The following is a 19115-nucleotide window of genomic DNA, read 5'->3' as shown; positions in this document are numbered from 1 at the left end:
ATAATGAATACTACATTTGAAGACAAAGTAAAAAGATTGTTTGCTCAGCATGAAGAGTTGATTACTCGTAAGAATGAGCCTGTTGAAACAACCAACGGAGTATATACTCGTTATAAGTATCCAGTTGTAACGGCTGCTCATACTCCTGTGTTCTGGCGTTACGATTTGGATGAAAAGACAAATCCTTATCTGATGGAACGCATTGGAATGAATGCTGCAATGAATTCCGGAGCTATTAAATGGAACGGAAAATATTTGCTGGTAGTGCGTGTCGAAGGAGCTGACCGCAAGTCGTTCTTTGCTGTTGCTGAAAGCCCGAATGGAGTAGATAATTTCCGTTTCTGGGATTATCCTATTACCATGCCCGACGATGTAATACCGGCTACCAATATTTATGATATGCGTCTGACAGCTCACGAAGATGGTTGGATCTACGGTATTTTCTGTGCTGAACGTCACGATGATAATGCGCCTGCCGGTGATCTGTCTTCTGCAACAGCTACAGCAGCAATTGCTCGTACTAAAGACCTGAAGACATGGGAACGTTTGCCGGATTTAAAATCGAAGAGTCAGCAACGTAATGTTGTTCTTCACCCGGAATTTGTGGATGGAAAATATGCATTCTATACTCGTCCGCAAGATGGATTTATCGATGCCGGAAGTGGCGGTGGTATCGGATGGGCACTGGTTGACGATATAACTCATGCCGAAGTAAAAGAAGAAAAGATTATTGACTGCCGTTATTATCATACAATAAAAGAAGTGAAGAACGGTGAAGGTCCACATCCTATCAAGACTCCGAAGGGATGGTTGCATCTGGCTCATGGAGTACGTGGTTGTGCTGCTGGTTTGCGTTATGTACTTTACATGTATATGACTTCACTCGAAGATCCTAGCAAGCTGATTGCTGCTCCTGGAGGCTATTTTATGGCTCCTGAAGGAGAAGAGCGTATCGGTGACGTTTCAAATGTGTTGTTTACAAACGGTTGGATTGCCGACGAAGATGGAAAAGTATTTATTTATTATGCTTCTTCAGACACACGTATGCATGTAGCTGTTTCTACTATCGACAAACTGGTAGATTACTGTATGAATACTCCACAAGACGGCCTGACAACTACTGCATCAGTAGAAACGCTGAAAAAACTGATTGATAAGAACCTGAAATTGATAAAATAATAAAAATAAGAAAGTAAGTACTGCTATGATAAAACTCACGGAAAAAATAGGTTATGGTTTCGGAGATATGGCTTCCTCTATGTTTTGGAAGTTGTTCGGGGCTTATTTGATGATATTCTATACGGATGTATTTGGCTTGCCTGCTGCTATGGTGGGAACAATGTTCTTGGTTACTCGTATATGGGATTCTGTATTCGATCCGATTGTTGGAGTTGTAGCCGACCGTACTTCCAGCCGATGGGGTAAGTTCCGCCCGTACTTGTTATATCTGGCTATTCCGTTTGCTTTGATAGGAGTACTTACTTTTTATACGCCACCCTTCGGCGATATGGGTAAATTGGTTTATGCCTATATAACCTATTCGCTGATGATGATGGTTTATTCGGCCATTAATGTTCCTTACGCATCCTTGTTAGGAGTGATGAGTCCCGATCCGTCAGAACGCAATACACTGTCTACTTATCGTATGATGTTTGCTTATTTGGGCAGTTTTATTGCACTTCTGTTGTTCATGCCTATGGTCAATGCCTTTAGTGGGCATAGCAAGGAAGTTGCTGACCAGCAGTTCGGATGGTTCATGGCTGTGGTTGTAATTGCAATCATGTGTGCAGTCTTGTTCTTTGGTTGTTTTGCATGGACAAAAGAACGGGTGAAGCCTATCAATGATAAAAAGACTTCTCTGAAAGATGATATCAAAGACCTCTTCCATAATAAACCGTGGTGGATATTGTTTGGTGCCGGAGTAGCCACTTTGGTATTTAACTCTATCCGTGACGGAGCTGCGGTATATTACTTCAAGTATTTTATTATAGAAGACGAGTTCCGTACTATTTCGCTGATGGGCGTATCGTTTGTACTGAGTGGATTGTATCTTTCTATCGGTCAGATTGCCAATATTGTCGGAGTTATTCTGGCTGCTCCCATGAGTAATAAGATTGGAAAGAAAAGAACTTTCGCATTGTCTATGCTGGTAGCTTCAGCCTTAAGTGTGGTATTCTTCTGGTTCGATAAGGATGATCTGGTTCTGATTTTTGTATTCCAATGTCTGATAAGCATATGTGCCGGAAGTATTTTCCCTTTGCTTTGGTCAATGTATGCCGACTGTGCCGATTTCTCGGAACTGAAAACAGGTAATCGTGCGACAGGTTTGATATTCAGTGCGTCATCAATGAGTCAGAAGTTTGGCTGGGCAATTGGTACAGCTGTAACAGGATGGCTGTTGTCTTTCTTCGGTTTCCAGGCTAATGCAGTGCAAAGTGAAGAAACTATTAATGGTATTAAGATGTTCTTAAGTCTGCTTCCCGCAATTGCGGCATTTATTTCGGTAGTATTTGTTTGCTTCTATCCATTGGGAGAACAGAAAATGAAGGGTATAATGGAACAGTTAAACTTAAAACGACAATCAAAAAATGTATAACGAAATAGTATCACAGCTCTGTTCTGAGGTAAAGGCTGAGCTGGAAAACAATATTCTTCCTTTTTGGATGACAAAAATGACCGACCATGAGCATGGTGGATTCTATGGTCGTATCACAGGCAATGACGTGTTGGAGGCATCAGCTTCGAAAGGAGCAATTCTCAATGCACGTATTTTGTGGACTTTCTCTGCTGCTTATCGCTTGTTGAGAAAAAAAGAATATCTTGAAACTGCTACACGTGCAAAGCGTTATCTGATTGATTTCTTCTATGACAGTGATTTTGGAGGTATTTATTGGGAACTTGATTATAAAGGAAATCCTGTCGATACAAAAAAACAGATTTATGCCATAGGCTTTGCTATTTACGGTTTGAGTGAATATACGCGTGCTACAGGTGATGCTGAGGCTTTGGATTATGCCAAACGTTTGTTTGAAGTTATCGAGAAGTATAGCTTTGATGCAGAAAAGAATGGTTATCTGGAAGCTCTTACCCGCAACTGGTGTCCAATAGAAGATATGCGTCTGAGTGATAAAGATGAAAACGAGAAGAAAACCATGAATACGCATTTGCATATTCTGGAACCTTATACCAATCTGTATCGCGTGTGGAAGGATGAACGTCTGGGAAAACAAATCTATAATCTGGTAAACTTGTTTTTGGATAAAATATTGGATGCTGAAACTTATCATCTGAATTTATTTTTTGAAGATGACTGGACCAACAAATATCAGATTGTATCATACGGACATGATATTGAGGCGTCGTGGCTGATTCATGAAGCTGCTTTGGTATTAGGTGATAAAGGTCTGTTGCAGAAGGTGGAACCTGCCATTATAAAAATAGCTGAGGCTGCTGATGAAGGACTAAATCCAGATGGCAGCATGATTTATGAAAACTTTGTGAGCAAAGGAAAAATAGATCGTGAGTTGCATTGGTGGGTACAAGCTGAGAATGTTGTCGGTCATCTTAATCTTTATCAGCATTTTGGTGATAAGTCGGCCTTGGAAAAGGCATTGAAGTGCTGGACATTTATCAAGTCAAAATTAGTAGACACGGAGCAGGGTGAATGGCATTGGAGCTTGTATCCTGACGGAACAGTTAATACCAAAGATGATAAAGCTGGATTCTGGAAATGTCCTTATCATAATGGTCGTATGTGTATGGAAATATTGGAACGTTTTTCTTGAAAAACGATAGAGAACAGCTTTCATCATTATTAGACGAATAATAGTAATGATGAAGGCTGTTTTTTGTTGCTTAACCCCGGATTACTAATAATATTATGAGAAAACTATTATCTGTTTTACTGCTTATACAGTTTATGGCTTGTTTGTCTGTCAGTGCACAACAAATAAGAGAGTCGATATTGCTGAATAATGGATGGAAATTTGCGTATGGACATGCTGGTGACATGAAAAAAGATTTTACTCATGGAACTGAATATTTTACTTATTTCGCAAAGGCCAAGTCTTTTAATCAGAACCAAGGTCCAAGTTCCGAGCAGTTTAATGACTCTTTGTGGCAAACAGTCAGTTTACCGCACGATTGGGCAGTTGATCTTCCTTATTCAGAAGAAGCAAGTCATAGTCATGGATATAAAACCATCGGATGGAAATATCCTGAAACAAGTGTTGGATGGTATCGGCGTAAGTTTTATATTGCAGCAGAGGATTCAGGCAAACACATTGCTGTCAGATTTGATGGAATCTTTCGTAATGCACAAGTATTCTGCAACGGTTTTTATTTAGGACATGAACCGAGCGGATATGCTACTCAGGTTTATGATTTGACGGAATACTTGAATTACGGCGCAGAGAATCTGCTTACAGTCCGTGTAGATGCCAGTACGGAAGAAGGCTGGTATTACGAAGGAGCAGGAATTTATCGCGATGTGTGGTTGGAAAAGATGTCATTAGTTCATGTTGCTCCTTTTGGCACGTTCGTTACTTCTCACATAACCGATTCTTATAAGGCTGCCGATGTGAATATAGAAGTTCGTTTATCGAATAAGGGATTGGAACCGGCGAATTGTACAGTGGTCAATCGTGTCCTTGATGCTACAGGACGCGAAGTAGTCAGTACGCAGAAATCAGATATTACTTTAGCTCCTAAACAGGAAGAGGTGAAGCTATTGCAGTCGGTAAAGATGAATGATATTCATTTGTGGAATCTGGAACAGCCTTATTTATATACCTTATATACAGATGTATATGTCGGCGAGAAGTTGGTTGATACATATTCTACCAATTTTGGAATCCGGAAAATCGAGTTTGATCCACAGAAAGGATTTATGCTAAATGGTTGTCCGGTTAAATTGAAAGGAACTAACTTACATCAGGATCATGCCGGAGTAGGGACTGGAATCCCCGACCGGTTGTGGGAGTATCGCATAAAGAAGATGAAAACGATAGGAAGTAATGCCATACGCACGTCGCACAATCCGATGTCGCCTGTCTTTCTGGATTTATGCGACCGCCTGGGAATGCTTGTTATTGAAGAAAATCGTCTGATGGGTATCAATCGTGAGCATATCGGTCTTTTGGAACATATGATCAAGCGTGACCGGAATCATCCATGTATTATTTTGTGGAGTATCGGAAATGAAGAGTGGGCACTCGAAGGTAATGAACGTGGATTGCGTATTACTAAATCGATGAGTGAATATGTACATCAGCTGGACTCAACTCGCCTGTCGACACAAGGAACGGCCGGTGGACGGGTTTCTCTCTTCGGAGTCGATGTGAAAGGATATAATTATCTCCGCCAGAACCCGATAGATGAATTCCATCAGAAACATCCTGAGTGGTATTCGCCGGTTGGTTCGGAGGAAACATCAGGATGTGGTACACGTAACGTTTATTATACCGATTCATTACGTGGTTGGATGGCTCCTATCAATCGTACGGCTCAAGATGATAATCATATTATTAATCCGATGGCAAGAGGCTGGCAGTTCTATCATGACCGTCCTTGGCTGGCCGGACTTTTCTATTGGACAGGACTTGATTATAGAGGTGAACCGAATCCGATGCTTTATCCGGCTACAGGCTCACAGTTTGGCATATTTGATTATTGCGGATTCCCTAAAGATGAAGCCTTTTATCTGAAATCTTGGTGGACTGACGAACCGGTTCTGCATTTGTCACCGCATTGGAATTTGTCTGGTCATGAAGGAGATAGTATTAATGTATGGGCATATAGCAATTGTGACGAAGTTGAACTGTTTGTCAACGGAAAAAGCTTAGGACGGAAGTCTATGCCGGTCAATGGATATATCGAATGGAAAACAATTTATCGTCCGGGTAGTTTACTGGCCAAAGGCTATAAGGCTGGCAAGAAAGTTATGGTAGAGAAAATAGAAACTACAGGTAAGGCTACCCGTATCTCAATAGAACCATATAATACAACTTTGAAGGCGGGCGGTCAGGATATTGCAATTATAGATCTGACATTGAAAGATGAAAAAAATCGTGAAGTACCCGATGCCATGAATGAAATGATTGTTACCTTGACTGGTCCTGCAACGATATTGGGATACGGGAACGGTGATCCGGGATTCAAGGAAATAGAACGTCCTGTAAATGGTGAAACATCTTTCCGCATCAAAGCTTTTTCTGGAAAGGCACAGGTAATAATCCGTTCGCAGGAAGGAAAGAAAGGAAATGTCCAATTGGAAGTTTCTGGTACGGGATTGAAAAAAGCAACTCAACAATTTATAATAGATTAATATCATGAATAATATTCGAAATTTGGCGATGGCTTCTATGGTATGTGCCGGAAGCCTTGCAGGAATGGCTCAGCCGGCTCCTGCGATTTCTGCTGATCCGGTAATCGAGGCACATATTCAGGAATGGCTGAAAAAAATGACACTCGAAGAGAAAATCGGACAGATGTGTGAGATAACAGTCGATGTAGTTACTGATTTTCCAGGAAGCAAAGATGGGTTTAAGTTGAGCGAGGCTATGCTCGATACGGTGATAGGTAAGTATAAAGTTGGTTCTATCCTGAATGTTCCTTTAAGCGTAGCCCAGAAAAAAGAAGTGTGGGCGGCTGCCATTAAGCAAATTCAGGAGAAGTCGATGAAAGAAATAGGCATTCCATGTATTTATGGAGTGGACCAGATTCATGGAACCACCTATACACTCGATGGTACATTATTCCCTCAAGGTGTCAACATGGGAGCTACTTTCAATCGCAGCCTGGTTCGTCGTGGAGCAGAAATATCTGCTTACGAAACAAAGGCTGGCTGTATTCCCTGGACCTATGCTCCGGTTGTCGATTTAGGACGTGACCCGCGCTGGCCGCGTATGTGGGAGAACTACGGAGAAGACTGTTATGTGAATGCAGAAATGGGTGTTGAGGCTGTCAAAGGTTTTCAGGGAGATGATCCGAATCATATTGGCGAATATAATGTGGCAGCCTGCATGAAACATTACATGGGGTATGGTGTTCCAGTTTCGGGTAAAGACCGTACACCTTCTTCTATTTCACGAAGCGATATGCGTGAAAAACATTTTGCTCCGTTTTTGGCAGCAGTGAGAGCCGGTGCGCTGTCGGTTATGGTAAACTCAGGTGTAGACAATGGTATGCCTTTCCATGCTAATCGTGAACTGCTTACCGAATGGTTGAAGGAGGACTTGAACTGGGACGGTATGATTGTGACCGACTGGGCGGATATCAACAATCTGTGTACACGCGACCACATTGCAGCAACCAAGAAAGAAGCTGTCAAGATTGCCATCAATGCCGGAATCGACATGTCGATGGTTCCCTACGAAGTAAGCTTCTGCGACTACTTGAAAGAACTGGTACAGGAAGGTGAAGTTCCCATGAGCCGCATTGATGATGCCGTAGCCCGCGTATTACGTCTGAAATACCGTCTAGGGCTGTTCGAAAATCCATATTGGGATATTAAGAAATACGATAAGTTTGGTTCGAAGGAATTTGCAGCCGAAGCTTTGCAGGCCGCCGAAGAATCAGAAGTGCTGTTGAAGAATGAAGGCAATATCCTGCCGCTTGCCAAAGGAACAAAAATCCTGCTTGCCGGTCCGAATGCCAACTCCATGCGCTGCCTGAACGGAGGGTGGTCGTATAGCTGGCAGGGACATCGTGCCGACGAATTTGCAGGAGCATATAATACGATTTACGAAGCATTGTGCAACAAATACGGTAAAGAGAACATCATCTACGAACCGGGTGTGACTTACGCTCCTTATAAAAACGATAACTGGTGGGAAGAAAACCAGCCGGAAATCGAAAAATCAGTTGCCGCAGCCAGTCGTGCCGATGTGATTATTGCCTGCATCGGAGAAAACTCTTACTGCGAAACTCCGGGTAATTTGAGCAATCTGACCATGTCGGAAAACCAACGCAATCTGGTAAAAGCCCTTGCTGCAACCGGAAAGCCAGTCATTCTGATCTTGAATCAAGGTCGTCCGCGTATCATCAACGACATTGTTCCACTGGCAAAAGCCGTAATTAACGTGATGCTTCCGGGCAATTATGGTGGCGATGCCCTTGCCAACCTGCTAGCCGGTGATGCCAACTTCAGCGGAAAGATGCCTTTCACCTATCCTAAATATATCAACGCATTGGCAAACTACGACTATAAGCCTTGCGAAAACATGGGACAGATGGGCGGAAATTACAACTACGACTCGGTAATGGATGTACAGTGGAATTTTGGTGATGGCTTGAGTTATACAACTTACAATTATTCAAATCTGAAAATTGACAAAACTTCATTTACTGCTGATGATGTCCTGACAGTCAGCGTCGATGTTACCAATACAGGAAAGGTAGCCGGAAAAGAAAGCGTACTGCTTTATTCAAAAGATTTGGTGGCAAGCAGCACTCCTGATAACATCCGTCTGCGTAACTTCGAAAAAGTGGCACTCAACCCGGGTGAAACCAAAACCGTAACCATGCAACTGAAAGGCAGTGATCTGGCATTTGTTGGTTACGACGGTAAATGGCGCCTGGAAAAAGGAGACTTTACAATAAAGTGTGGCGGACAGACATTAGATATTAATTGCACAGAAACAAAAGTATGGGATACTCCTAATCGTTGAGTATAATAAGTGTTTATAGAAAATCCCCGGCTGTTGTGGATAAATGATTCCCGAAGCCGGGGATTTTTTATGCCTTTAAGTCTGCATTGCCGAAGATTAAAGCTGCTTGTAGTATTATGCTGAAATACAGTGTTTTGAATAATATGCTGCGACGTATGAAAAAATATGCTGAAGTTTTCTCTAAAATATCAGCATGTTTTAGAGAAAATTTGTACAAAAAATAAAAAAACATCGAGATGTTTTTAGGGAGATTTCTTGTATCTTATTCCTTAATTGCCCCATATATGTAAAAAACTTGCAATCTTTCTCCTTATTGTGTTTAAGAAAAAGCTATCTTTGTCATCAGAACTTTTTTCCGGAAGACTTATGAATTATGATCTGATAACTATACTTGGTCCTACCGCTTCGGGCAAAACCCCTTTAGCTGCCGCTTTGGCTGTACAACTGCATGCTGAAATCATCAGTGGTGACAGTCGTCAGGTATATCGGCGTATGGACCTGGGTACAGGGAAAGATCTGGCAGATTATGTTGTAGACGGCTATCGTGTGCCTTATCATCTGATAGACATTGCAGAACCGGGATATAAATATAATGTATTCGAGTTTCAACGCGATTTTCTGAAAGCTTACGATGATATTCGTTCACGTAATATCCTTCCGATATTATGTGGAGGAACGGGTATGTATCTGGAATCGGTCCTGAAAGGTTATAAGCTTTTGCCTGTACCCGAAAATCCGGAATTGAGAGTCAGACTGGCCGATAAATCACTCGAAGAACTTACTGCCATCTTGTCTTCTTATAAGAAACTGCATAATTCAACCGATGTAGATACAGCCAAACGGGCTATCCGTGCTATCGAAATAGAAGAATATTATTTGCATCAGCCGGTAGAGGCGCGTAAGTTTCCTGAAATTCACAGCCTGATAATCGGTGTGGATATAGACCGTGAGTTGAGAAGAGAAAAAATCTCCAGAAGGTTGAAGCAGCGTCTGGATGAAGGTATGGTTGACGAGGTGCGTGCTCTGATAGACGGGAGAATTGGTCCGGACGATCTGATATATTATGGGTTGGAATATAAATACCTTACGCTGTACGTTACCGGACAACTGACGTTTGATGAAATGTATCATCAACTGGAAATAGCCATTCATCAGTTTGCCAAACGGCAAATGACATGGTTCAGAGGCATGGAACGGCGTGGCTTTACTATACATTGGATAGATGCAACCCGCCCGATGGAGGAAAAAGTAAATGAAATAATCGGATTACTCAATAAAGAATAAGAAAATGGCAGTGGAACCTACTCGTTGGGGAGTGATATATAACCCAAAAGCTGGAAGTCGGAAAGCGCAGAAGCGCTGGAAGGAGATTCGCGGTTATATGGAAAGTCGCGGAGTCTTGTTCGATTACGTGCAGTCGGATGGATTCGGTTCGGTTGAGAGATTGTCCCGTGCATTGGCAAACAATGGCTATCGCACGATTGTCATCGTGGGTGGTGACGGAGCCATAAACGATGCTGTAAACGGCATTATGCTTTCGGATGTTCCCGATAAGCACGATATCGCGTTTGGAATTATTCCGAATGGTATCGGAAACGATTTTGCAAAATATTGGGGGCTTGATTCTGATGATTATAAAGGAGCGGTAGATGTACTGATAAACCGCCGTCTTAGAAAGGTTGATGTGGGAGTGTTCAGTTATTTTGATGGAGAAAAGCATCAGATACGGCATTTCCTGAATGCTGTTTATATCGGGTTGGGGGCACGTATTGTACTTATTACTAACGAAACACGTCGTTTTTGGGGAATACCTCTCTTTTCGTATCTTGCTTCACTGTTCCTTGTTGCTTTCGAACGTAAGTTGTATCGTATGCACCTGAAAGTAAACGATGAACATATACGGGGACGTTTGATGGCAGTAGCTATCGGAAGTGGACGTGGTTACGGACTGACACCTAGCGCTGTACCATATAACGGCTGGCTTGATGTATCACTGGTTTATCGTCCGGAACTTCGTCAGCTGATTTCTGGTCTGTGGATGATGCAGCAGGGGCGTTTGCTTAATCATAAGATCGTAAAGCCGTACCGAACCCGTAAAGTAAAGATATTGCGTGCCCAGAATGCTGAAATCAGCCTTGACGGACGTATCTGGTTCGACCGTCATTTCCCGATTGAGATAACCATTGCTCCCGAAGCACTGACATTAATAATACCAAACTGATTTAAAGATTTATGATACATACTATTTCTGATTTAAAGAAAAGCGATAATTTCTTTTTGCTGGCAGGACCTTGTGTGATAGAAGGAGAAGACATGGCTTTGCGTATTGCAGAACGTGTGGTAAAGATAACCGATAAGCTGGGTATACCTTATATATTTAAGGGATCGTACCGTAAAGCTAACCGCTCACGCTTGGATTCGTTTATGGGAATCGGCGATGAAAAGGCTTTGAAGATTCTTGCCAAGGTGCGTGATACATTCGATGTCCCGGTGGTAACAGATATACATGCAGCAGATGAAGCAGCTATGGCTGCCGAATATGTTGATGTGTTGCAGATTCCGGCCTTCTTGTGTCGTCAGACAGATTTGCTTGTTGCTGCCGCAAAAACCGGAAAGATTGTAAATATCAAGAAAGGACAGTTCCTTTCTCCCGGGGCCATGCGATTTGCAGCCGATAAAGTGGTAGAGGCGGGAAACAATGAGGTAATGCTGACTGAACGCGGAACAACTTTCGGTTATCAGGATTTGGTGGTCGATTATCGCGGAATACCGGAAATGCAAACATTCGGACATCCTGTAATATTGGATGTGACTCATTCATTGCAGCAACCAAACCAGACTTCCGGAGTAACAGGAGGAATGCCTCAGCTGATAGAAACAGTTGCAAAAGCGGGTGTCGCTGTAGGAGTAGATGGTTTGTTTATGGAAACACACGAAGATCCTTCGGTTGCGAAAAGTGATGGAGCAAATATGTTGAAGCTCGATTTGCTGGAAGATTTATTGGTGAAATTGGTACGTATTCGTCAGGCTTGCCGATAATGTAAAATTTATATCGGAATGTATGTTGCATGTTTTCCGATAAAAAACTATATCTTTGCACAACCAAAAAATAGAGTTCAAAAAGTAAAAAAGATATGCTTACTATTAAACAAATTACAGAAGATACCGATAAGGTAATTCGCGGATTGGAAAAGAAACACTTTGCCAATGCAAAAGAAACCATTGCGCAAGTGATTGAATTGAATGACAAAAGACGTAATGCGCAAAATCAATTAGATAGAAATCTTGCTGAAGTAAATTCAATATCGAAGAATATCGGTTTACTGATGAAAGAAGGCAAGAAAGAAGAAGCTGAAACAGCTAAAGCTCGTGTAGCAGAAATAAAGGAAGTGAGCAAGAGTTTGCAGGCTGAGATGGATCAGGCTGCTGAAGATATGCAGAACCTGTTGTATACTATTCCTAATGTTCCTTACGATGAAGTGCCTGAAGGCGTTGGTGCTGAAGACAATGAAGTTGTGAAGATGGGAGGAATGGAAACCGAACTTCCTAAAGATGCACTGCCTCACTGGGAACTGGCAAAGAAATATGATTTAATAGATTTTGACCTGGGTGTAAAGATTACAGGTGCCGGATTCCCGGTTTATAAAGGACAGGGAGCTCGTTTGCAGCGTGCTTTGATTAACTTCTTCCTTGATGAAGCTCGTGCTGCCGGATATGAAGAAATCATGCCGCCTACAGTAGTAAATGCTGCTTCTGGTTATGGCACCGGACAGTTGCCTGATAAGGAAGGCCAGATGTATCACTGCAATCTGGATGATTTGTATCTGATTCCTACAGCAGAGGTTCCTGTAACAAATATTTATCGCGACGTGATTTTGGATGAGAAACAGTTGCCTATTAAGAACTGTGCTTATACCCAGTGTTTCCGTCGTGAAGCCGGTTCTTATGGAAAAGATGTACGTGGCTTGAACCGTTTGCATGAATTCTCTAAAGTGGAACTGGTACGCATTGACAAACCGGAACACTCTAAACAATCTCATCAGGAAATGTTGGATCATGTAGAAGGTTTGTTGCAGAAGCTGGAATTACCTTATCGTATCCTTCGTCTGTGTGGAGGTGATATGAGCTTTACAGCTGCTTTGTGCTTCGACTTTGAAGTTTATTCTGAAGCTCAGAAGCGCTGGTTGGAAGTCAGCTCAGTTTCTAACTTCGATACTTATCAGGCAAATCGTTTGAAATGTCGTTACCGCAATGCAGATAAGAAGACTGAACTTTGTCATACATTAAACGGATCTGCTTTGGCTTTGCCGCGTATAGTTGCTGCTTTGTTGGAAAATAATCAGACTCCTGAAGGTATTCGCATACCGAAGGCTTTGGTTCCATATTGTGGCTTTGACATGATAAAATAATTTTAAAATGAATATAATAATGAAGAGGGGCTATCGGGATTTTACCGGATAGCCCCTCTCTTTTAGACTTTTATCAGATGTGCTAGAAACAACTTTGACTCCAATTAGTTGCAAATGGAATTTTTTTTGCACAAAAGAGAAAAAATAACCGTTTATTTTTTTTCTTTATTTCATTTAATTACTATTTTTGAGGAGGCAATAAAATAACATTTTTTATAGAATTATTAATTATAACCTTAATATAACAGCTATGAGTTATTTACGATTCGACAAAACGCTAATGACGAATTTGGAAGAATCTCTTACGCGTGAGATTTTACGTACAAATCGTTCTGGTGCGTACCACTGTTCTACTATTGTAGATTGTAATACTCGCAAATATCATGGTTTGTTGGTCATTCCAGTACCAGAACTGGATGATGAAAACCATGTTTTGCTTTCTTCATTGGATGAAACAATCGTACAGCACGGAGCTGAATTTAATTTAGGGCTCCATAAATACCATGGGGATAATTTTAGTCCTCGTGGACATAAGTATATCCGTGAATTTGAATGCGAAAAGGTTCCTACTACAATATATAGAGTAGGGGGTGTAGTCCTGAAAAAGGAAAAATTATTCGTACACCATGAAAACAGAATATTAATTCGTTATACCTTGCTGGAAGCTCATTCAAAAACGACTCTTCGTCTGCGTCCATATTTGGCTTTCCGTAGTGTTCGCCAGTATACGCATGAGAATGCGCAGGCAAGTCGCCATTACGATGAAGTTAAAAATGGTTTGAAAACTTGCATGTATCCGGGATATCCCGATTTATACATGCAGATGAGTAAAAATAATGATTTTCATTTCCAACCCGACTGGTACAGAGGTATAGAATATACAAAAGAGCAGGAACGCGGGTATGATTTTAACGAAGACTTGTATGTTCCTGGATATTTTGAAATGGAAATCACCAAGGATGAGCCGATTGTGTTCTCTGGTGGTATCTCTGAAATTGAACCGGAAAGACTGAACGAACTGTTTGCACAGGAAGCAGACAGACGTACTCCTCGTGATAGCTTTAAAAACTGTTTGGTAAACGCTGCTCATCAGTTCTTGAACAAGCAAGGTGATGAATATTATATTTTGGCAGGTTACCCATGGTTTAAATGTCGTGCACGTGATATGTTTATCTCTTTGCCGGGATTGACTCTTGCCATTAATGAACTTGATAAGTTCGATATGGTAATGAATACTGCGGTAAAAGCTATCTATGCTTTCATGAAAGGAGAGGATACTTCTTTGATAGTGTACGAAATGGAACATCCTGATGTGCTTTTGTGGGCTATATGGACTGTTCAGCAGTTTGGTAAAGCTGTTTCTAGAAAGGATGCTTATCAGAAGTATGGAAACCTGTTGAAGGATATAATGACATATCTTGTTGATGGTAAACATCCTAATTTGGCACTTCATGACAACGGCTTGGTTTACTCTGATGGTAAAGATAAAGCGGTGACATGGATGAATGCAACTGTCAACGGTCGTCCTGTAACTCCTCGTTCGGGCTATATTGTTGAGTTTAATACATTGTGGTACAATGCACTGATGTATGTATCAGAGTTGTTGGCCGAAAATGAAGGTGCATCAGAGCTTTCTTCTCGACTGGCAGGTATAGCCGAAAAGACAGCCAAGTCATTTGTCGATACATTCTTGAACGAATATGGTTATTTACTTGATTATGTAGATGGCGATATGCTCGACTGGAGTGTTCGTCCTAATATGATTTTTGCAGCCTCATTCGATTATTCTCCTCTGGATGCCAAACAGAAGAAGGGTATCGTAGATATTGCAACTAGAGAATTGCTTACTCCGAAGGGATTACGTTCGTTAAGCCCGAAGAGCGGAGGATATAATCCTAATTATGTAGGTCCTCAGTTGCAGCGTGATTATGCATATCATCAGGGTACAGCATGGCCTTGGCTGGAAGGCTTCTATCTGGAAGCTTACTTGCGCTTGTATAAGCGTAGTGCTATTTCATTCGTTGAACGTCAGATGATTGGCTATGAAGACGAAATGAGTTTGCACTGTCTGGGTGCTATTCCTGAATTGTTTGACGGTAATCCACCGTTTAAAGGTAGAGGAGCCGTTTCGTTTGCAATGAACGTTGCACAAATTTTGAGAACTTTAAATCTATTGGAAAAATATGATAATCAATAAAAAGGAGGAAAGCATATGAAGGTTTTAATGTTTGGTTGGGAATTTCCTCCTCATATCTTAGGAGGTTTAGGTACTGCCAGTTACGGTTTGACTAAAGGTATGTCGCAACAGCCGGATATGGATATTACTTTCTGTATTCCGAAACCGTGGGGAGATGAAGACCAAAGTTTCCTGAAAATTATTGGAATGAACAGTGTCCCTATTGTATGGCGCGATGTACAGTGGGATTATGTAAATAGTCGTGTAGGGCATTATATGGATCCGCAACTTTATTATGACTTGCGTGAACATATTTATGCTGACTTCAATTATATGCATACAAACGATTTGGGTTGTATGGAATTCTCAGGACGTTATCCTGATAATTTGCATGAGGAAATTAATAACTATTCTATTGTTGCCGGTGTGGTAGCACGTCAACAGCAATTTGATATCATCCATTCACACGATTGGTTGACTTATCCGGCCGGAATTCATGCAAAACAGGTTTCGGGAAAACCGTTGGTTATTCATGTGCATGCAACTGATTTCGACCGTAGCCGTGGTAATGTGAACCCAACCGTATATTCAATCGAAAAGAACGGTATGGACCATGCAGATTGTATTATGTGCGTAAGTGAACTTACCCGTCAGACGGTTATTCATAAATATTATCAGGATCCGCGTAAGGTATTTACTATGCATAATGCTGTATCTCCGTTGCCAAAAGAAATACAGGAGATTGTACCGCGTAAGAATCCGAAAGAAAAGATCGTAACATTCTTGGGACGTATCACTATGCAGAAAGGACCTGAATATTTCGTTGAGGCTGCTGCTATGGTACTGAAACGTACTCGTAATATTCGTTTCGTGATGGCGGGAAGCGGTGATATGATGAATGCAATGATTCGTCTGGCTGCTGAACGTGGTATCGCAGATCGTTTCCATTTCCCGGGATTTATGAAAGGGAAACAGGTATATGAGGTATTGAAAGCTAGTGATGTGTATATCATGCCTTCTGTATCAGAACCTTTTGGTATCTCTCCGCTTGAGGCAATGCAGTGTAGTGTTCCGACTATCATCTCTAAACAGTCGGGATGTGCCGAAATCCTCGATAAGTGTATAAAAACCGATTATTGGGATATTCACGCAATGGCAGATGCTATTCATTCTATTTGTACCAACCAGTCGCTTTATGAATATCTGCGCGATGAAGGTAAGAAAGAAGTGGATGGTATCGTATGGGAAAAAGTTGGTTTGAAAGTACGCGCATTGTACGATCAGGTTTTAAAAAATTATGGTAAATAATAAATGCTAAGTTAGTTATGAAAACAATCTGTCTTTACTTTGAAATACACCAGATTATACATTTGAAACGTTATCGTTTCTTCGAAATAGGAACAGACCACTATTATTATGATGATTATGCCAATGAACAAGGCATTAACGAAGTGGTTGAACGCTCTTATATTCCAGCTCTGAAAACTCTTATTGAAATGGCAAAGGAAAATGAAGGCATGTTTAAGGTTGCCCTTTCTATTTCCGGAGTTGCATTGGAACAGTTGGAGATACATGCACCGGCTGTAATTGAGCTGTTACACGAACTGAATGCTACAGGATGTTGTGAGTTTATCTGTGAACCTTATTCACATGGACTTTCATCATTGGCAAATGAAGATTGCTTCTGCGAGGAGGTAGAACAAATGCGTCGTAAGGTAAAAGACTATTTCGGTCAGGAACCAAAAGTATTCCGTAACTCTAGCTTGATTTACGATAATGAAATAGGTGGCATTGTTGCAAGCATGGGCTTCAAGGGTATGTTGGTAGAAGGTGCAAAACACGTATTGGGTTGGAAGAGTGCTCACTATTTGTACCACTGCGCAGAAAATCCGAATCTGAAGCTTTTGATGCGTGACTTTAAGTTGTCAGACGATATCAGCCTTCGTTTCTCTAACAGCGAATGGAGTGAATATCCGTTGTTTGCTGATAAATATATTGACTGGATTGCTTCTCTTCCAGAAAATGAACAGGTTATCAATGTCTTCATGGAATTGTCAGCACTGGGTATAGCACAGCCATTGTCTTCTAATATATTGGAATTCCTGAAGGCTTTGCCGGTATGTGCAAAACAAAGAGGTATCACTTTCTCTACACCGACTGAAATCGTTACTAAGCTGAAATCAGTGGATATGGTAGATGTACCTTATCCGATGTCATGGGCAGACGAAGAAAGAGATATCAGTCCGTGGTTGGGTAATGTAATGCAGCGTGAAGCTTTCAACAAGCTTTATAGTGTAGCCGAACGTGTTCATTTGTGTGATGACCGTCGCATCAAGCAAGACTGGTATTATTTGCAGGCTAGTAACAACTTCCGTTTCATGACTACTAAGGATACAGGTGTAGGATTGAACAGAGGTATTTACGATTCTCCTTATGATGCCTTTACTAACTATATGAATATCTTGGGTGATTTCTTGGGACGAGTTAATGCTCTTTATCCTGTAGATATGGATAATGAAGAATTAAGTTCACTGTTGACAACAATTAAGAATCAGGGAGAAGAACTGGTACAGTTGACAAGTGAAGTAAATAAACTTCAGGCAGCATTGAAGAAAGCGGAAGGTGCCAAGAAAACAACTACCAAGAAAACAACTACCAAGAAAACAGCTGAAGGTACTGAAAAGAAATCGACAGCTAAGAAAACAACAAAGAAAGAGGCTTAATTGATTTTCTCTGAGATCTTTGATCGTTGGAGTTTCAACGGATATAAAGATACTCAGAAAATTCAGATTGATTATAGCTGATAAAAAAATTGCCCTATCATTCTCTTGTATGGAGTTTGATAGGGCTTTTTGTATTAAGATCCTATGATTGGTAGTGTTGTGAGCGTGTTTGGTTAGTTTGTTGATGAGTGTAGTCAATCAGTCCCTGATATGTAAAAGAATTTATATGTGCTTTATGGCGTATCCTAATATAAACACTAACCTGTTGGCGGAATTAAAATAGCTCATATTTAACTCTGCCAATAGGCTTTTCATTTTTGTAGTTAATATATTGGAGGATTGTAAGTGCGCTAATCTTCCCGATAATCCGGGCAAACAATCCATCTGTATCTTTCGCATAATTCCTTATAATCATAAACTGGTCACACAATTGCGAGAATATGGTTTCAATTCTTTTTCTCGCTTTGGCAAAAGCTGGGAATGTTGGCTTCCATTCTTTTTGATTACATCTGTATGGTACCTCCAATCTGATATTGGCAGTTTCAAACAGATCCAATTGCACTTGGGCACTTATATATCCTCTGTCCCCTATGACTGTACAATTACTATAATCCACTTTCACATCCTTCAGGTAATGAATGTCATGCACACTTGCCTAAGTGAGGTCAAAGGAATGGATGACACGTAACCATTCTATTTTCCGCCACGACAATTTTATCGGCTGTTTTTCAGCCGATAAAATAAAAATGTCCGCAAGAAAATAGTTTAGTTTTAACATTCCGATTTATAAAAACATGGCAGAAGGACCTTCTTGTCGCAGTCCTTACCATGAAGAATACATTCAAACAAGTGCTTCAGGTAATCCTGAGGGGCTATATCATTAAGCTTGCAGCTTTCTATCAGAGAAAAGATGAATGCCGAGTTTCCTGCTGCATCCTCACTGCCTATGTTCATACAGTTCTTGAGCAGCAGCTTTACAGGTTTCATCCTTTGCTCACAGAGGTGTCGATATTTCCGCAGACCGTCTTGAGATATTTTCAGGATTTCACTGATTATCGTATAGTCACAGCTTTCTCATCAGTCGTTTGCATGAGTTGTATCTTGCATCATCATGACCACTATGATGATACGTCAGATA

The 19115-nt window shown here is 41.1% G+C and carries 12 protein-coding genes and 2 pseudogenes; 12 read left to right on the top strand and 2 right to left on the bottom strand.

What is annotated here, in order from left to right; translation table 11 throughout:
- Positions 1–3 precede the first annotated feature (3 nt).
- The 12 genes from BACCOP_RS08280 (at position 4) to BACCOP_RS08225 (ending at position 17977) form a co-directional block, all read left to right on the top strand.
- Positions 4–1179 carry a glycoside hydrolase family 130 protein gene (locus tag BACCOP_RS08280; RefSeq protein WP_040311954.1) on the top strand — a complete coding sequence of 392 codons (1176 nt, stop codon included), beginning with the start codon at positions 4–6 and terminating at the stop codon, positions 1177–1179.
- A gap of 25 nt (positions 1180–1204) precedes the next feature.
- Entirely contained in the window at positions 1205–2596 is a 1392-nt protein-coding gene (locus tag BACCOP_RS08275) for an MFS transporter (protein ID WP_007568170.1), read from the top strand.
- On the top strand, positions 2589–3785 hold the full coding sequence (locus BACCOP_RS08270; RefSeq protein WP_007568168.1) for an AGE family epimerase/isomerase: 1197 nt from the start codon (positions 2589–2591) through the stop codon (positions 3783–3785). The genes BACCOP_RS08275 and BACCOP_RS08270 overlap by 8 nt, the downstream gene beginning before the upstream one ends.
- A gap of 95 nt (positions 3786–3880) precedes the next feature.
- Complete coding sequence (gene galA, locus BACCOP_RS08265) at positions 3881–6325, top strand: beta-galactosidase GalA (protein ID WP_007568166.1); 2445 nt, start codon at positions 3881–3883, stop codon at positions 6323–6325.
- Between the two features lie 4 nt (positions 6326–6329).
- On the top strand, positions 6330–8669 hold the full coding sequence (locus BACCOP_RS08260; protein WP_007568164.1) for a glycoside hydrolase family 3 N-terminal domain-containing protein: 2340 nt from the start codon (positions 6330–6332) through the stop codon (positions 8667–8669).
- A 366-nt stretch (positions 8670–9035) separates the two neighbouring features.
- Positions 9036–9953: a tRNA (adenosine(37)-N6)-dimethylallyltransferase MiaA gene (miaA, locus tag BACCOP_RS08255; protein WP_007568162.1), complete on the top strand. Its 918-nt coding sequence runs from the start codon at positions 9036–9038 to the stop codon at positions 9951–9953.
- 4 nt (positions 9954–9957) lie between these two features.
- On the top strand, positions 9958–10890 hold the full coding sequence (locus BACCOP_RS08250) for a diacylglycerol/lipid kinase family protein (protein WP_007568160.1): 933 nt from the start codon (positions 9958–9960) through the stop codon (positions 10888–10890).
- Positions 10891–10901: 11 nt separating this feature from the next.
- On the top strand, positions 10902–11708 hold the full coding sequence (gene kdsA, locus BACCOP_RS08245; RefSeq protein WP_007568158.1) for a 3-deoxy-8-phosphooctulonate synthase: 807 nt from the start codon (positions 10902–10904) through the stop codon (positions 11706–11708).
- Positions 11709–11803: 95 nt separating this feature from the next.
- Positions 11804–13078, top strand: a complete 1275-nt coding sequence (serS, locus tag BACCOP_RS08240; protein ID WP_007568157.1) for a serine--tRNA ligase — start codon at positions 11804–11806, stop codon at positions 13076–13078.
- 250 nt (positions 13079–13328) lie between these two features.
- Positions 13329–15275 (top strand): glycogen debranching enzyme N-terminal domain-containing protein, encoded by a 1947-nt coding sequence (locus BACCOP_RS08235; RefSeq protein WP_007568156.1) that lies wholly within the window; start codon positions 13329–13331, stop codon positions 15273–15275.
- 15 nt (positions 15276–15290) lie between these two features.
- Positions 15291–16562 carry a glycosyltransferase family 4 protein gene (locus tag BACCOP_RS08230; RefSeq protein WP_007568155.1) on the top strand — a complete coding sequence of 424 codons (1272 nt, stop codon included), beginning with the start codon at positions 15291–15293 and terminating at the stop codon, positions 16560–16562.
- Positions 16563–16579: 17 nt separating this feature from the next.
- Entirely contained in the window at positions 16580–17977 is a 1398-nt protein-coding gene (locus BACCOP_RS08225; protein ID WP_007568154.1) for a glycoside hydrolase family 57 protein, read from the top strand.
- Positions 17978–18251: 274 nt separating this feature from the next.
- Here BACCOP_RS08225 and BACCOP_RS08220 read toward each other — a convergent pair.
- Positions 18252–18668 (bottom strand): annotated as a pseudogene (locus tag BACCOP_RS08220) (transposase); the annotation flags it as partial.
- Between the two features lie 80 nt (positions 18669–18748).
- Positions 18749–18982, bottom strand: a pseudogene (locus BACCOP_RS21065) (transposase domain-containing protein); the annotation flags it as partial.
- Positions 18983–19115: the final 133 nt, after the last annotated feature.

This window comes from Phocaeicola coprocola DSM 17136 (assembly GCF_000154845.1).
Lineage (GTDB): Bacteria > Bacteroidota > Bacteroidia > Bacteroidales > Bacteroidaceae > Phocaeicola > Phocaeicola coprocola.
This window is presented reverse-complemented; position numbering and strand designations above follow the sequence as displayed.

Excerpts from the sequence above, each read along its gene's own strand:
- BACCOP_RS08280 (WP_040311954.1), top strand. The coding sequence starts at position 4 with ATGAATACTACATTTGAAGACAAAGTAAAAAGATTGTTTGCTCAGCAT.
- BACCOP_RS08275 (WP_007568170.1), top strand. The coding sequence starts at position 1,205 with ATGATAAAACTCACGGAAAAAATAGGTTATGGTTTCGGAGATATGGCT.
- BACCOP_RS08270 (WP_007568168.1), top strand. The coding sequence starts at position 2,589 with ATGTATAACGAAATAGTATCACAGCTCTGTTCTGAGGTAAAGGCTGAG.
- galA (WP_007568166.1), top strand. The coding sequence starts at position 3,881 with ATGAGAAAACTATTATCTGTTTTACTGCTTATACAGTTTATGGCTTGT.
- BACCOP_RS08260 (WP_007568164.1), top strand. The coding sequence starts at position 6,330 with ATGAATAATATTCGAAATTTGGCGATGGCTTCTATGGTATGTGCCGGA.
- miaA (WP_007568162.1), top strand. The coding sequence starts at position 9,036 with ATGAATTATGATCTGATAACTATACTTGGTCCTACCGCTTCGGGCAAA.
- BACCOP_RS08250 (WP_007568160.1), top strand. The coding sequence starts at position 9,958 with ATGGCAGTGGAACCTACTCGTTGGGGAGTGATATATAACCCAAAAGCT.
- kdsA (WP_007568158.1), top strand. The coding sequence starts at position 10,902 with ATGATACATACTATTTCTGATTTAAAGAAAAGCGATAATTTCTTTTTG.
- serS (WP_007568157.1), top strand. The coding sequence starts at position 11,804 with ATGCTTACTATTAAACAAATTACAGAAGATACCGATAAGGTAATTCGC.
- BACCOP_RS08235 (WP_007568156.1), top strand. The coding sequence starts at position 13,329 with ATGAGTTATTTACGATTCGACAAAACGCTAATGACGAATTTGGAAGAA.
- BACCOP_RS08230 (WP_007568155.1), top strand. The coding sequence starts at position 15,291 with ATGAAGGTTTTAATGTTTGGTTGGGAATTTCCTCCTCATATCTTAGGA.
- BACCOP_RS08225 (WP_007568154.1), top strand. The coding sequence starts at position 16,580 with ATGAAAACAATCTGTCTTTACTTTGAAATACACCAGATTATACATTTG.